Below are 12193 nucleotides of genomic sequence, written 5' to 3' on the forward strand. Positions count from 1 at the left end.
ACGCCGTGAAGACGATCACGCTGCTCGCGGCTCAATCAGCTCCGCTGAGCGGCGCGGCAGTCGTCGTGCTCTCGCGGCCGTCAGCTGTAAGCCTGGGACAGGACGATCCAGATCCCGTACGAGGCGCCAAGCAGGCCGAGCAGCCCGCTTACCATCACATAGAGATCGATCCCGAAGGTGCGGCGCATGATGGCCCTGTGCGCTGACCTATGGTTTGTCCACTCTCTCCTGGCGCGATGTGATCTGGCTGACATGCTCGAGCACTCCGGACTCCCCTCGTGATGCAGCCTGAGCCTAACGCAAATTACCCGTTCCGCGTGTGAAGCGCCTCACGCATGTTCGTGGCATCTGGTTGCCCCACAAGCGTGACGCCGGTTACGGAGCGGGCGCGTCGATATCGGCACTCTCCGACGAAAGGAGTGTGTCATGCGATATGCCACGATCATCTTGTTTGTTCTCGCCGGCCTTCAGGCTGCGCGCGGCGGGTATCTCAGCGCCCCGCTTTTCATTATCCTGGCCTTGGGCGGCTGCGTTGGGGCGATCATGCTGAGGAAGGCGTGATGGATTTTTACGTCACCGCCATGTTCGAGCTCGCCGTCGAGTTGTTCTTCCACTTGCGGGCCAGGCTCAGGAAAAAGCCTGCCGTGGTGGGGCGGCCGAGTGTGCCGCAGGTCACGCCGCGCTAGTTGCGCGAAAGCCGCCCATGGCATCGCCATGGACGGCTTGGCCTTGCCTTCAACGCTCATGACGATCTCCTGGTCTGGAGATAGGTCAATCCGCGCGACAGCCGAGCGTTCCTAAGCTGCGATCCGTTGCGCGACCGGGGTCGGCATCGTCAGCAGTTTCAGCACTTCGGCGTGCTCGAGATCGGGAACCGCGATGGCCGTGTGGCTGTAGGTCGCGTGCGCGCGCGATTTGGCGATTTTGTCCAGGATCTCTTTGCCCTTGATGACGTGGAGACCCATGCCGTCTCCGGACGGGAAGATCGCCAGCACCACGTCGTAGGCCCTGATAACGGTTCTGAGCGCCTCGGCCTTGTCTTCGGCGACATCGACAAAGACGCGAACATCGGCTGCGAGTTCACGCAGCTCGTCAAAATTCAGCACTGTGGGGGTACTCCAACGCAACAAGACTGATTTGGAGAGTGGCGGCGTTGGGTTACCAGAGTCTGAACAACACCCATCGAGATGAAAGTTTCACGATGAGGTGACGCCTCGTGTGGAAAACTCCGCGACGGGAACGCGGAGCCTTCTTGCGCGGCTTCAATCGCGCCAGCGCATCGGGAGCACGCCTTCATCTCGAAAACTGCCAAGGAAGCGGAAGCGATCGGCGTGCGGATTGCGGCGGGCTTCGATAGTGTTGCCGAGGATCTGCACGACATCGCCCGCGTCGTAGGCCGGCCAGGAGGACAGGCCGGGCCCGTTGGGATCGCCTGATGTCGCGAAGTTCACCCAATAGTCCATCATCGTCTCCGAGAGTGCGCGGTCGGCTTCCGCCGGCGGCGCGGTGCTGCCGATCACCCGCTGCGGCGTCAGCGTGCCGAACACGAAGGGGATTTCGGTGACGTGCGAGGCGATCGGCGTGTAGGGCGAGGCGTAGTTGAAGTGATAGCCATAGACGGGCGCGCGGGTGATTGCCCGATGTAGCCGCAGCCACTGCCAGCATTGCTCGCCGACCACCATGTCGCCCGTGAGCGCGGCGGCGGATGCTTTTGCGCGTGCGTTGGTGTCGGCAGGATAGAGTGTCAGGAAATCCGCCAGTCGGTCCGTGCCGAACATGTCTTCGGCGGCGGCACGAAAGACTTGCGCGGAATGATGGGGCAGGGATTGCGACATGAAGGGGAATTCCTCCGCGCTGTTCCAGCCGCCCAGCAAGGGGATGTGCATCTGTTCGCCGCGCAGGAAGCGTCGCGCGGGCACATCAGGCACGACGTAACGATCGATACTCGCCGAGAACGCCTGGCTGACGTGGTCGCGTTCAAAGTTCCAGGGCGCGGCTGCAATCAACTGTTCGGCCGGCATTGCGCGCAACGCCGCGATTGAGGCATCGCCTTGCCTGCGCGCGAAGGCGAGGCCGCGGGCGCGAGCCTCATTGAACGTTTGCAGCGGCCCGCGCCGGCCATCCCAGAAGGCGCCGCTCTCGCCGATGGCCTTGTGGAACAGCCCGCGTGCCAGCGGCGACGCCATCAGAATCCCGACGGCCATGGCGCCGGCGGATTCGCCGAACAGGGTGACGTTGCCGGGGTCACCGCCGAACGCGGCGATGTTGGCTTTAACCCAGCGCAATGCGGCGAGTTGATCCTGCAGGCCGTAATTGCCTGACGGCGCCTGGGTATCGAGATCGGGATGGGCGAGAAAGCCGAAGACGCCGAGGCGATAGTTGAAGCTGACGACGACGGCGCCCTTGGCCGCCAGGCGGCTTCCGTCGGTGGCGGGATTGGCCGAGGAGCCGAACTGAAAGCCACCGCCGTGGATCCACACCATCACGGGGCGCTTCTCGTCAACCTCTTGCGCGGCGGTCCAGACATTGAGGGTGAGGCAATCTTCATCGCGCGGTCCTGGGCGCGGATCATTCTCGAGCGACGAGAGCGATGCCGGGCCAAAGGCCAGCGCATCGCGCACGCCACTCCACGGCGCCGGCGGCTGCGGCGCGCGCCAGCGCAACGGCCCGACCGGAGGTGCTGCGTAGGGGATGCCTTTGAACGCGAGTACGCCTTCGGCGTCGTGTGGCTCTCCGCGCACGAGGCCCGCTTGCGTGCGAATGGTCCGGCCCGACTGGGCTGCCTTGGAGATCATCGAGCCATGCACGGTCGCAACTCCTTGATGGGGGGCGAGGCGAGATCTAGCGGCTTTCCCGATGGATGAATTTGTGTATAATTCCAATTGATCGCTAAAAATCGTCAATGATCCGACAGAAGCTCCAATACCCGCTCCAGTATCCCTGGCTCGACCTGGATGTGGACGACCGTGCCGCGCCGGTCATTGCCGTGCGCGTCGATGCCGGCGGGACCAAAGGCGAGGTGCCCGACCACAGCCATCGCAAGGGACAGCTCGTGGTGTCGCTCGGCGGCGGCGTGACCTGCCGCGTTCCGAGCGGGCTGTGGATGGTGCCGCCGCATTGCGCGGTCTGGATTCCCGGCGACATGCCGCATCTGTGGACGCCCCGCTGGATGCAAGAAGAATCTTTCGATCAGGTGTTGCGCGTAGTCGGGTGCTGACATCTGTCCGGCCTTTATTGCGACCGTCAGATGTCGCGGGCCCGTATGGGAGTTCGCGGATCAGATCCAAATCACAGCAGCGTGCTTGGAAGCACCTGGGCATGTACTGGTTTTCCTGACCCCGTCTCATCGACTGTTGCGCCGTACCTTCCGTTTGACCTTCCTACCTCCTCGACGACCTCTGGCCGGGCGGACTAAGCGATTAAGCCGCTGCGACCGGAGCTTTGTAGACCCCACCGTTGACCATCAAAGCCCAAACGGTGCGAGCCATCTTGTTGGCAAGAGCGACCGCGACAAGCATGGGCGGCTTACGAGCGAGCATGCGCTCCAGCCATGTCCCTTGCGATGCACCGCGTCGGCGAGCCAGCTTCACCACCGCACTCGCCCCGATGATGAGGAGACGCCGCAGCGTTCGCTCACCCATTTTCGATATTTGGCCGAGCTTCTGTTTTCCACCAGTGGAACGTTGCAGCGGCGTCAAACCCAACCACGCAGCGAAATCCCGGCCACGTTTGAAGTTTTCAGGCTCAGGCGCTAGCGCCATCAGAGCCGTCGCCGTGATTGGGCCGATGCCAGGAACCGTCATAAGCCGTCGAGCAACCTCCTCTTCTCGGGCTCGTCGCGCGATCTCAATATCGAGTTGCTTGATTTGCTCTTCCAGCACCCCCAGCATCTTGACCAGGATGTCGAGCGCCGGGTGCGCCGCCGTTGGCACGCCGCTCCCGGAAGCTTGCGCGTGCTCAACCAGCCCGGCGACATTGGACGCCCCCTTTGCAACGACCAGGCCGTATTCGGCGAGGTGACCTCGCAGCGCGTTTATGATCTGAGTACGTTGCCGGACCAAAAGATCACGAGCGCGAAACACGACCGCGCTCGCCTGCTGGTCCTCACTCTTCGCGGCGGCAAAGCGCATGGTGGGGCGTTGGGCTGCTTCGCAAATCGCTTCTGCATCGGCCATATCGTTTTTCTGGCGCTTAACAAAGGGCTTTACATAGGACGGTGGAATCAGACGCACTGTGTGACCTAGCTTGCCAATTTCACGAGCCCAGTAATGGGCGCTGGCGCAGGCTTCCATCGCTACCAGGCACGCAGGCTGCCGGGCAAAGAAAGCCAGCACTTTGTCACGACGCAGCTGTTTGCGGAAAACAACATCGCCGCCAGCGTCTGCGCCATGTGCCTGAAAAACATGTTTCGCCAAGTCTAGTCCAATCGTGCTAACCTCGTTCACGGACGCCTCCTCTTTTGTGACGGTTCAACACCCCTCACTTTGGCATATCGATGCCGTCGAGGGGCGTCCACCCCATCACAGCAATCGCGCGACGGCGAATGCGCGTCTGTTCTTCGTCTATATCGAGGCGGAGCTGGTCGGTCTGCCCGATCGCTGCTGCACCATTTCGATCTCGCCATTGCTGCGCGAGTTGATCGTCGCGCTGTCCGACGGCGCGCAGCATGACGAGGCGAGGCGGGAGCGCCTGATCGGCGTGCTGCTCGGCGAGTTGCCGCGCATGCCCGTGCAGCAATTGCATCTGCCGCTCTCGCGCGAGCCGCGGTTGAAACGCATCGGGACTGCCTTGGCGGACAATCCGGCGGACCGTCGCACGCTTTCGGAATGGGCCGATCATGTCGCGCTCAGCGAGAGCAGTCTTGCGCGGCTCGTCGCCAAGGAGACGGGGCTGACGTTTGGACGCTGGCGTCAGCAACTGCATCTGATCGTCGCGATCAGGGAGCTTGCTGCAGGCGCGAGCGTGCAGCAGGTCTCCGCCGATCTCGGCTATGAATCGGTCACGGCGTTCATCACGATGTTCAGGAAGGCGCTCGGCAAGCCGCCGGCCAAATATCTCAGCAGTGTGTCTTAGGAGACCTAGTCGCGCGCGAGCGAGGATGCATCCGCAGGGTTCGCGAAAAGCTTGGCGAACTCTCTAGGGATGCTGCGGAATTCGATTTGTCGTCGCCGCACGCGGGGAATGTCCCGGCCGAAACATTACGGAACTCGGTCTGAACTGCGGCTTGCGTTTTCGGCCTCAATGGGTTCTAAGCCCGGCTGCTTCGTGGCCGACAGGCATGAACAGACGCGTGGCCCGCGTGGTTTTACCGCTTCCCGGATAAAGCCACGACGCAGCTCGTGCGCACCCAATTCAGAGGAAGTCCAGACATGGCAAAGATGACCAAGACCCAATTGATCGATGCAATTGCGGAAGGCACGCAGCTTGCGAAGAACGACGTGAAGTCGGTCATCGAGTACATGGCGACCGTCGGCTACAAGGAGCTCAACGAGTCCGGTGAGTTCGTTATTCCCGGTTTCGTGAAGATGTCGGTCGTCAACAAGCCTGCGACCGAAGCCCGCATGGGCGTCAATCCCTTCACCAAGGAGCCGATGCAGTTCGCTGCGAAGCCGGCGAGCAAGTCGGTCAAGGCTTCGCCGCTGAAGGTGGCCAAGGACTCGGTCTGATCCGGCGCCAGCGCGTCGTCTGCGTGCCAGCGGGCGACGTGATGTCGACCAAAAAGGGGAAAACCCCGCCTGGGGGAAGCGGGGTTTTCTGATGGGGGGTGAAGCTTGGGGGAAGCTTCATTGATTAGACGCGCCAGCGCTGAAAAAGTTCATCGCGCAAAGACGTGATCGTGCGCGTCGATCCCTCCAACTTCCCCGCAGGTCACCACGCGATTTTCAAAAGAAAAACCCCGCGCTTGCGCACGGGGCTCTCTTGCTGACGGCGTTGGGATTTCAGCGCCTGGCCGTCAGCAGTGTGTCTAACTTAAGGTTGAAAATCCAAAAAGCAACAGCGCCGCGGTGACGGAGTATGATCGTCCATCGCGGCGCCGGCATCTGACTGGGCGCTGAAATCCCCAGCATCCATAGGTCCGTGGCGCGCCGAAAAGGTTCAACGCGACATCACAGGAAATTTCGCGCGAGGACTGGACTTTTTGTTCTCATTTTGTTCTAGTGAGTCACCTGCTTTGGAGGTGACTCATGACCGTCGAGAAACAGCGCGAAGTGATCCGGCTCTGGAACCAGCTCAGGAAGGTCGAGGGCCCGGCCGCGGAAGAACTCCGCATCCAGATCCTGGAATGTTTCTCGGAGAAGGGCAGTTCGGAGAGGGGCGAGGCGAAGCGCGCGGCCTGAGTGGTCTCGGCGTGAAGCGACGACCTGATGTGATTGTGCGCCCGATGTGAATTCGCGTCTGATCGCGCGTCCGTCGTGATGTCGAGCTCGTTTGCATACAAACGGATTGTTAAGAGTTGGCCGGCGGCGATTTCGTCGATTCCGATTCGTTCTTCGAGAACGAAATGGCGGCGAAGCCGGAACAAAGCCGGTCGACGCCTCCCATGCGCCGCGCTATCGTCCGGTGGACGGAGGGCGCATCGATGAAGAACGGGCTCTACTCCATCCACATCCACATGCTCGATGGCGTGAAGGGCCGCGACAGCGGCGTGTTGATCTTGCGCGATGGCGTGCTGCTCGGCGGCGGACCTTACTTCTGGTCGCGCGGCTCCTACACCGTCGGCAACGGTACCTGGAAGGGCGAGCTCGCCACCAACCAGCATTCGCCGTTCGCCGATCCGCTGGTGAGGCCGCTCTTCGCCGGTGCGGAGGCAACCAGCGGTTTTTCGGGAACGTTCACCGAGGAGGGGGCCGAGGTATACGGCACCGTGCTGATCGCCGGCCATCGCAGCCTCGGTTTTCGCGCTTCGCTGAAGTGGCTGGCGGAAGCGTGAGGCGCTGGGCGATCTCCTAACGAAAGCTTGCAGCGATCGCGATAACCCTATTCGGTTAGGTTAAAAGCCCAATCGCGTTGCGCTTGCCGCGCGTTGGGATAGGTGTCTGGCAACGACAACAAGAAAACCGATTTTGCCAAGAACCAATTCATGACACCGTTTTTAGAACCGTCATTTTATCAGGGCGACCGCCAGACCTATCGCCGCGTCGCTGTCGTCGGCACGCTGTTCTGTCTCGCCTTCGTGGTGATCAGCTTTTCGCTGCGGCCGCAGAACGAGGACATTCGCGTCGCGGTCAAGGCCGATCGGCTGGTGCGCACCGCGGGCCAGGCGCCGCAGGCACATTAAGCGCCGCAGGCATATTAGGCGCCGCACGCGAACTAACGCTTGCCGTTATAGACCTCACCGTCGGCGGAATCGCGCGGGCATGCGGCGCCGCGTGTCGCAAGCGCCACGAAGCCGGCATAGCCGGACAGGTTGAGCAGGACTTCGAGCCAGGCAGGCATGACGAGCCTCTTCTTCTCTTGCGGGAATACTACCTCAACGTGTGCGGGACGTCATTGTTCCCGATTGGCCCAGAGACTTGCTTCAAGGAAATCAGAGCGGCGAGGTCGGATCGAGCCGCCGCCCGAGCGCCGCAACCGATTCCGCCGAGGGCGATGCCTTGAGGAACTCGGCAATGGCGCGCGCGAGCTCGCCGTCGCTCATCGGCGTCGGCGGCGGACGCAGCGCGCCGACGCCGAAGTTGCGGACGATCTCGTCGTAATGCTGCGCGTTGGATTTGGGAACAAGCCTGCGGATGCGGGCCAGCAAAGCGGATATCGGCAATCTCTCCTCCTCGACCTCCGCCCCGCCGGCAGCGCTTGATCTCTGCTGCCATTTTTGTCGTTCGAAACGGAAAACCCCGCCAGCACCGCGGAGATGCTGACGGGGTCTTTCGTGCTGTCGCCTCAACCCGGATGGCGGAGGCTTCCGCACTTGCATGTCCAATCCGCAACTCCCGATATCGTTCCTTCGGTGGCCAACTTTTTTTCGTGGCGCGCGGTTCCACGAAGGCCGAACCATCGCGTCTGGTCCGCGTTGTCCCTGCGAGATGCGAAGGAGGAGATCATGAAGAAGACACTCGCAGTCCTTGCCACCGTCGCGGCCGTCGGCGCGACCGCGGTTGCAGCACCTGCGCAGGCGCGCGGCATCGGCCCGGGTCTGGCGTTCGGCCTGGCGGCCGGTGCGATCACCGCCGGCGCGATCGCGGCGTCCCATCCGTATGGCTACTATGGCCCGGGCTACGGCTATTATGGCGGCCCGGCCTATTATAGCCCCGGTCCGTACGGCTACTACGGCGATGGGCCGTACTATCGGCACCGCCATTATTACCGTCACTGGTAACGGCTGAGGAATCGAAAAAGCCCGGAGCGATGCTCCGGGCTTTTTTCGTGTGCGCAGGTCTCGCGCGAAATTGCGCGATATTACGGCCAGAGCGAGGGCCGTTCCACCTTGCGGGCGTTCTCGAGCGTCGAGACAAAATACTCCTCGCGCTCGCGTTTGAATTTTTCCTGGGTGGCACGGAACGCGGCGACACGAGCGGCAATTTCTTCGCGTTCGCGGATCTTGCGTTGTTCGTCTTCGGTCATGTCAAATCCCCACGACTTGAGTATGTGCATTTCTGAACTCAAGCACTGCCGCCGCAATCACATTGAGTCGCGTCAACACATGCATTGGCGCTTCTGATTGGGGCGTCAATGGGGAGGAGGCATTGCAGGATTGTGATATGCGATGGTCGGAAAAAATTGCCGCCCTATCGCTGTTCACGGCTTGCGCGGCGGTGGATAACAGCGTCAACAATCTTGTCGCTTGCAGATGTTGCAGCTAGCGCGACGGCAAATCAGGAGGCGGCGAGTGATTGCATCGGACCTTCAGAGCGGTGTCGAACGACTCGGCGACATGATCGCAAGCGCCAAGATCATCGTGCCGTTCACCGGCGCCGGCATCTCGACCGAATGCGGCATCCCCGACTTCCGGTCGCCGGGTGGAATTTGGACCCGCAACCGTCCGATCCAGTTCGATGAGTTCGTTTTGAGCCAAGAGGCGCGCGATGAATCCTGGCGGCGGCGTTTTGCGATGGAGGAGGTGTTCGCCGCGGCGAAACCCGGCCGCGGCCATCGCGCGCTCGCCTCGCTGCATCGCGCCGGCAAGATCCCCGCGGTCATCACCCAGAACATCGACAATCTGCACCAGGCCTCGGGCTTCGCCGCTGATCGCGTGATTGAACTGCACGGCAATACCACTTACGCGCGCTGCATCGGATGTGGGCAGGACTATTCGCTCGACTGGGTGAAGCGCCGCTTCGACGAGGACGGCGGCGCACCCAACTGCACCGCATGCGACGAGCCGGTGAAAACCGCAACGATCTCATTCGGTCAGGCGATGCCCGAGGATGAAATGCAGCGCGCGACCGAGTTGTCGCAGGCCTGCGATCTCTTCATCGCGATCGGTTCCTCGCTCGTGGTGTGGCCGGCGGCGGGCTTTCCGATGATGGCGAAGAACGCCGGTGCACGTTTGGTGATCATCAATCGCGAGCCGACCGAGCAGGACGACATCGCCGACCTCGTCATCCGTCACGACATCGGCGAAGCACTCGGGCCCTTTGTCGCAAATTGAGGCATCAATTTGATTCGCGGCTGTGCAAGCTGTTCATAGGTTCCGGCGAATCTCTTTTTTATCTATGCCTCGCAACCGGGAGTGTTATCTTTTGATTCGAAAGATTCGCGTCGCGTCGATTGAGAAGATTCTCTGAAGGTTCTCTAAAGACGCGTGATTCGACGCCGCCATTGAGGCGGGTTGCATGGCATGTGTGGGGTCCGGGGTTATGGGGTCGTCGGACGGATTTGAGTCCAAGAAGCTGGGAGTTCCAGCGCCGGGCGAGCACGGCGCTGGTCGCGATAGCGCGCTCAGTCCCTTCACCGGGCTAGGTGAGGGCAGCGCCAACCTCGTCGAGGTTCATGGCGTCATCAAATGGTTCGACGCCTCAAAGGGCTACGGCTTCATCGTTCCCGACAATGGATGGCCCGACGTGCTGCTGCACGTCACCGTGCTCAGGCGCGACGGCTTCCAGACCGCGTACGAGGGGGCCCGGATCGTCGTCGAGTGCATCCAGCGCGCCAAGGGCTATCAGGCCTTCCGCGTCGTCTCGATGGACGAGTCGACCGCGATCCATCCGGCGCAGATGCTACCGCCGCGCACCCACGTCACGGTGACCGCGACCAGCGGGCTCGAGCGGGCCCAGGTCAAATGGTTCAACCGGCTGCGCGGGTTCGGCTTCCTGACCTGCGGTGAGGGCACCCCCGACATCTTCGTCCACATGGAGACGCTGCGCCGCTTCGGCATGACCGAGCTGCGGCCGGGCCAGTATGTGCTGGTCCGCTTTGGGCCGGGCTCCAAGGGCATGATGGCCGCCGAGATCCATCCGGAGACCGGCTCGCCGGGGCTCCAGTCGCACTAGCGGCTTCCCGTTTTCGTATTCGTGAGCAGAAGCGCGCGGCCCCGGGGTCGCGCGCTTCTGGCTTTTGTCACGATCGCCGCGTAAGGATGTCGCAGTCCCACGCCCCAGCGCCCGTCCCGAGTGCCATCCCATGAAGCTTGATCGAACCACTGTCTGGTCCCTCGCCAGGGGCTGGCTTGCCGCCGTTCTCGTCGTTGCCGGCTTTGCCGTCGCAAGCGCGCCCGCCGGCGCCGCCAGCTTCCAGCCGCTCGAGATCGTCACCAAGAACGGCGTGCAGGTGTTCTCGGTGGAGATGGCGACCACCGACGAGGAGAAGCAGACCGGTCTGATGTACCGCAAGGAGTTGGCCGACGGCAAAGGCATGCTGTTCGACTTCAATCCCGAGCAGGAAGTCTCGATGTGGATGAAGAACACCTATGTCTCGCTCGACATGATCTTCATTCGTGCCGACGGGCGCATCCTGCGCATCGCCGAGAATACCGAGCCGCTCTCGACCAAGATCATTTCGTCGAAAGGTCCCGCCCGGGCCGTCCTCGAGGTGGTGGCGGGAACAGCGCAGAAATACGGCATCCGTCCCGGCGATCGCGTCGGCCATCCCCTGTTCGGCAGCAAATAGGTCCAATTAGTCCGGCGATGGCCGTCTTGGGGGCAGGTTGGACGCTTGGTGCGGCTGAGCGAGCTTGCTGGCATTAGTAAGCTTGCTGGCGCTTGGGGAAGCGTGTATCGACGGGGCTCGCTAGACATTCGGGGTATAGCGCAGCCTGGTAGCGCGGCAGTTTTGGGTACTGCAGGTCGTTGGTTCGAATCCAGCTGCCCCGACCAGCGATTTCAATGACTTAGACGTGACTTCCTGGCCTCTATCTTCCCAGAAAATCGAATTGGGAAGACCATGGGAAGAGCCGGACAGGGGGTGAGTCAATTTGACTCAGGTTCAGCGCGCAAAACTTCTGGTCGAATGCGATGCCGGCCGCGTCGCTGGAGACCTGTCGCGGATGCAGGCCGCGCTGCAAGGCCTTACCAATCTCTACCGAGCGATGTACGGGCATCGCCCAAGATCGATCGGCCGCCACAATGCCGAATGAAACTCCCGTCTTTTATGCCTTCGCAGTTGATCCAGCCACCGGCGCCTGGAAAATCTGGATGGGTACCGGCACCCGTGAAGCAATTGCAGCTGCGGGTTATCGCACGCCGCCGAAACCGTTTGGATACTGCTCGAAGAGCTCGCTGAAGGACGGCTGGGGATTCCGCTTTTTGCACATCCACGACGCGCAGTAGTAGATCTAGCGCGCGCATCGTACGATCAACGTCATACCCAACTCACGCTCGGCTGCATTGCTACCGCAATCGGCACGGTGCTATGCTCATCGCAGAACGGGGAGTTTCTCGATGCACAAAATCGCCGTCACCGTCTTGCTTGCCCTGATGATCGCCCCCGCGCTGGCGGAGGAGCATGTTCTAGGGCCTGGCGAAGAGCCCAAGGCGAAGACGGCGACGCAGAAGGAAGATGATGCTCGGGCTGTGCGCGCCTATCAACGCTCCCTCAACAGTGTTCCGGACCAGAAGCCGGTCGACCCGTGGGGAACTGCCCGTGGCGATGATGCGTCGAAGAAGTCGGCAGCGACGGCCAAGCCGGCTGTGAAGCAGTCGTCCAAGGCTGCCAAGAGCGGCGCCAATTAGCAAAGATGCGGGCGCTAAATCGGCATTACGTCCCGCCGCTCACCCCGAAAGGCAAAGAGCAGCACTGGGGTCGGCGCAGGCTGAAG

21 protein-coding genes, 1 tRNA gene and 1 pseudogene are annotated in these 12193 nt (G+C 61.9%); 17 read left to right on the top strand and 6 right to left on the bottom strand.

The features are described from left to right. The first annotated feature begins 5 nt into the window (after nucleotides 1-5). From NLM32_RS23950 to NLM32_RS45895, 3 genes are all read left to right on the top strand, one after another. A complete protein-coding gene (locus NLM32_RS23950; protein ID WP_254131330.1) occupies nucleotides 6-206 on the top strand; it encodes a hypothetical protein in 201 nt (66 codons plus the stop codon). Nucleotides 207-426: 220 nt separating this feature from the next. After that, nucleotides 427-561, top strand: coding sequence for a hypothetical protein (locus tag NLM32_RS45890; RefSeq protein ID WP_256561560.1), 135 nt, complete (start codon nucleotides 427-429; stop codon nucleotides 559-561). Next, nucleotides 561-686 (top strand): hypothetical protein, encoded by a 126-nt coding sequence (locus NLM32_RS45895; RefSeq protein ID WP_256568290.1) that lies wholly within the window; start codon nucleotides 561-563, stop codon nucleotides 684-686. Before NLM32_RS45890 ends, NLM32_RS45895 begins: the two co-directional genes overlap by 1 nt. Nucleotides 687-797: 111 nt before the next feature. Here the strand turns inward: NLM32_RS45895 and NLM32_RS23955 are convergent, their stop codons facing one another. Both NLM32_RS23955 and NLM32_RS23960 read right to left on the bottom strand, forming a co-directional pair. Then, nucleotides 798-1106, bottom strand: a complete 309-nt coding sequence (locus tag NLM32_RS23955) for a hypothetical protein (protein WP_254131331.1) — start codon at nucleotides 1104-1106, stop codon at nucleotides 798-800. A gap of 156 nt (nucleotides 1107-1262) precedes the next feature. Then, nucleotides 1263-2807 (bottom strand): carboxylesterase/lipase family protein, encoded by a 1545-nt coding sequence (locus NLM32_RS23960; RefSeq protein WP_254131332.1) that lies wholly within the window; start codon nucleotides 2805-2807, stop codon nucleotides 1263-1265. A 95-nt stretch (nucleotides 2808-2902) separates the two neighbouring features. On the opposite strand from NLM32_RS23960, the pseudogene NLM32_RS23965 reads away from it, so the two are divergent. Further along, nucleotides 2903-3151 (top strand): annotated as a pseudogene (locus NLM32_RS23965) (AraC family transcriptional regulator); the annotation flags it as partial. A 268-nt stretch (nucleotides 3152-3419) separates the two neighbouring features. Here NLM32_RS23965 and NLM32_RS23970 read toward each other — a convergent pair. Continuing rightward, nucleotides 3420-4445, bottom strand: coding sequence for an IS110 family transposase (locus NLM32_RS23970; RefSeq protein WP_254128873.1), 1026 nt, complete (start codon nucleotides 4443-4445; stop codon nucleotides 3420-3422). A gap of 16 nt (nucleotides 4446-4461) precedes the next feature. Between NLM32_RS23970 and NLM32_RS23975 the strand changes: the two genes are divergently transcribed. The 5 genes from NLM32_RS23975 to NLM32_RS23995 all read left to right on the top strand — a co-directional run bounded on the left by NLM32_RS23975 (nucleotide 4462) and on the right by NLM32_RS23995 (nucleotide 7279). Continuing rightward, nucleotides 4462-5073, top strand: coding sequence for a helix-turn-helix transcriptional regulator (locus NLM32_RS23975; protein ID WP_375143569.1), 612 nt, complete (start codon nucleotides 4462-4464; stop codon nucleotides 5071-5073). Between the two features lie 296 nt (nucleotides 5074-5369). Beyond that, the gene (locus NLM32_RS23980; RefSeq protein ID WP_027531020.1) at nucleotides 5370-5666 is read left to right on the top strand and encodes an HU family DNA-binding protein; all 297 of its coding nucleotides are present in this window, start codon (nucleotides 5370-5372) and stop codon (nucleotides 5664-5666) included. Nucleotides 5667-6185: 519 nt separating this feature from the next. Beyond that, nucleotides 6186-6338, top strand: coding sequence for a hypothetical protein (locus NLM32_RS23985; RefSeq protein WP_254131333.1), 153 nt, complete (start codon nucleotides 6186-6188; stop codon nucleotides 6336-6338). 242 nt (nucleotides 6339-6580) lie between these two features. Further along, a complete protein-coding gene (locus NLM32_RS23990; RefSeq protein WP_254131334.1) occupies nucleotides 6581-6931 on the top strand; it encodes a GrlR family regulatory protein in 351 nt (116 codons plus the stop codon). A gap of 150 nt (nucleotides 6932-7081) precedes the next feature. Further along, on the top strand, nucleotides 7082-7279 hold the full coding sequence (locus tag NLM32_RS23995) for a hypothetical protein (protein WP_254131335.1): 198 nt from the start codon (nucleotides 7082-7084) through the stop codon (nucleotides 7277-7279). 32 nt (nucleotides 7280-7311) lie between these two features. On the opposite strand, the gene NLM32_RS45900 is transcribed toward NLM32_RS23995, so the two are convergent. Both NLM32_RS45900 and NLM32_RS24000 read right to left on the bottom strand, forming a co-directional pair. After that, nucleotides 7312-7437: a hypothetical protein gene (locus NLM32_RS45900; protein ID WP_256568291.1), complete on the bottom strand. Its 126-nt coding sequence runs from the start codon at nucleotides 7435-7437 to the stop codon at nucleotides 7312-7314. 91 nt (nucleotides 7438-7528) lie between these two features. After that, entirely contained in the window at nucleotides 7529-7759 is a 231-nt protein-coding gene (locus NLM32_RS24000) for a hypothetical protein (RefSeq protein WP_254131336.1), read from the bottom strand. Nucleotides 7760-8041: 282 nt separating this feature from the next. Between NLM32_RS24000 and NLM32_RS24005 the strand changes: the two genes are divergently transcribed. Next, nucleotides 8042-8317, top strand: coding sequence for a hypothetical protein (locus tag NLM32_RS24005; RefSeq protein ID WP_254131337.1), 276 nt, complete (start codon nucleotides 8042-8044; stop codon nucleotides 8315-8317). An 80-nt stretch (nucleotides 8318-8397) separates the two neighbouring features. Here NLM32_RS24005 and NLM32_RS24010 read toward each other — a convergent pair whose 3' ends face one another. Then, nucleotides 8398-8562, bottom strand: a complete 165-nt coding sequence (locus NLM32_RS24010; protein ID WP_164933808.1) for a hypothetical protein — start codon at nucleotides 8560-8562, stop codon at nucleotides 8398-8400. Between the two features lie 265 nt (nucleotides 8563-8827). On the opposite strand from NLM32_RS24010, the gene NLM32_RS24015 reads away from it, so the two are divergent. From NLM32_RS24015 to NLM32_RS24045, 7 genes are all read left to right on the top strand, one after another. Continuing rightward, nucleotides 8828-9589, top strand: a complete 762-nt coding sequence (locus NLM32_RS24015; protein ID WP_254131338.1) for an NAD-dependent protein deacetylase — start codon at nucleotides 8828-8830, stop codon at nucleotides 9587-9589. Nucleotides 9590-9797: 208 nt separating this feature from the next. Next, a complete protein-coding gene (locus tag NLM32_RS24020; protein ID WP_254131339.1) occupies nucleotides 9798-10430 on the top strand; it encodes a cold-shock protein in 633 nt (210 codons plus the stop codon). Nucleotides 10431-10560: 130 nt separating this feature from the next. Next, a complete protein-coding gene (locus NLM32_RS24025; protein WP_254131340.1) occupies nucleotides 10561-11046 on the top strand; it encodes a DUF192 domain-containing protein in 486 nt (161 codons plus the stop codon). A gap of 129 nt (nucleotides 11047-11175) precedes the next feature. Next, nucleotides 11176-11252: transfer RNA gene (locus NLM32_RS24030), tRNA-Pro, on the top strand. Between the two features lie 98 nt (nucleotides 11253-11350). Next, nucleotides 11351-11512, top strand: coding sequence for a hypothetical protein (locus NLM32_RS24035; protein ID WP_254131341.1), 162 nt, complete (start codon nucleotides 11351-11353; stop codon nucleotides 11510-11512). Next, nucleotides 11502-11705 (top strand): hypothetical protein, encoded by a 204-nt coding sequence (locus NLM32_RS24040; protein WP_254131342.1) that lies wholly within the window; start codon nucleotides 11502-11504, stop codon nucleotides 11703-11705. Before NLM32_RS24035 ends, NLM32_RS24040 begins: the two co-directional genes overlap by 11 nt. A 111-nt stretch (nucleotides 11706-11816) precedes the next feature. Further along, entirely contained in the window at nucleotides 11817-12107 is a 291-nt protein-coding gene (locus NLM32_RS24045; protein WP_254131343.1) for a hypothetical protein, read from the top strand. The last annotated feature ends 86 nt before the right edge of the window (nucleotides 12108-12193 follow it).

Source organism: Bradyrhizobium sp. CCGUVB14, assembly GCF_024199935.1.
In the GTDB taxonomy this organism is placed as follows: domain Bacteria; phylum Pseudomonadota; class Alphaproteobacteria; order Rhizobiales; family Xanthobacteraceae; genus Bradyrhizobium.